This window comes from Pseudonocardia pini (assembly GCF_013870575.1).
GTDB lineage: Bacteria > Actinomycetota > Actinomycetes > Mycobacteriales > Pseudonocardiaceae > Pseudonocardia > Pseudonocardia pini.
Map to the genome: position 1 here is coordinate 1 of NZ_JACBXB010001216.1, position 1,053 is coordinate 1,053.

Genomic DNA, 1,053 nt, shown 5'->3' on the forward strand with positions numbered 1-1,053 from the left:
CCGCGCCCGTGGCCTTCGGCGCACCCCTCGCGGACGTCCCGATCGGCGAGCAGCCCGGGCGCATCGCCGTCACGCACGACGGGGCGTACGCCTACACGACCAACAACGGCTCGAACGACGTCTCGGTGGTCGACACCGCGAGCAACACCGTCACCGCGACCGTGCCCGTCGGCGAGGGCCCGGTCCTGGTGGCGGTGTCCCCGGACGACTCGCACGCCTACGTCACCAGCATCGCCGCAGGTCAGCTGGCGGTGATCGACATCGCGTCGAACACCGTGGCCGCGACGGTGCAGGTGGGGAGGAGCCCGGTCGGGATCGCGGTGTCCCCCGACGGGGCCACGGTCTACGTCGCCAACCGGGACTCGAACACGCTGTCCGTCGTCGACACCGCGAGCAACTCCGTCAGCGGCACGATCCGGGTGTCCGGCGGGCCGTTCGCCGTCGGGCTGTCCCCGGACGGCACCGAGGCGTACGTGACGGGGGCGACCAACGGGACGCTGTCCGTGGTGAACCTGGCGGACAAGGCCGTGACCGGGACCGTCGAGGTCGGGGCCAACCCTGGCTGCGTCAAGATCGGCGCCGACGGCACCCGGGCCTACGTGACCAGCTACGACACGGCCACGCTGGCGGTCGTCGACATTCACGACGGCTCCAACCCCACCGTCGTCGACTCGGTCGCGGTCGGGCAGCGACCCGCCTACGTGGCGCTCTCGCCGGACGCCGCGCACGCGTACGTCGTGAACCAGGGGGACGACACCATCAGCGAGGTCGACACGGCCACGAACGCCGTGACCCGGACGTTCTCCGTGGCGGCCCCCGCCCCGAACGGCATGGCGACCAGCCCCGACGGCTCCCGCGGCTACGTCGTGAGTAGCGACGGGAACTCCCTCGCGGTCTTCAGCCTCGAGGGGGAGTAGTGGCTACTCATGACCCGCTGACCCCCGCGGGGGAAGGTCGGGTCATGAGCGAGTCCGAGCAGATCGACGTGGCCGTCCGGGCGGTCCGGGCGTGGGCGACGATCGCGCGGGCCAACGGGTGTTCCGAGTCGCCTTC

General features: G+C 72.0%; 1 protein-coding gene. It reads left to right on the top strand.

Annotated features, from left to right (window positions below; genetic code table 11):
• A partial coding sequence (locus H5J29_RS33955) for a YVTN family beta-propeller repeat protein (protein WP_181784946.1) occupies nt 1–917 on the top strand: 917 nt, incomplete at its 5' end.
• Nucleotides 918–1,053: the final 136 nt, after the last annotated feature.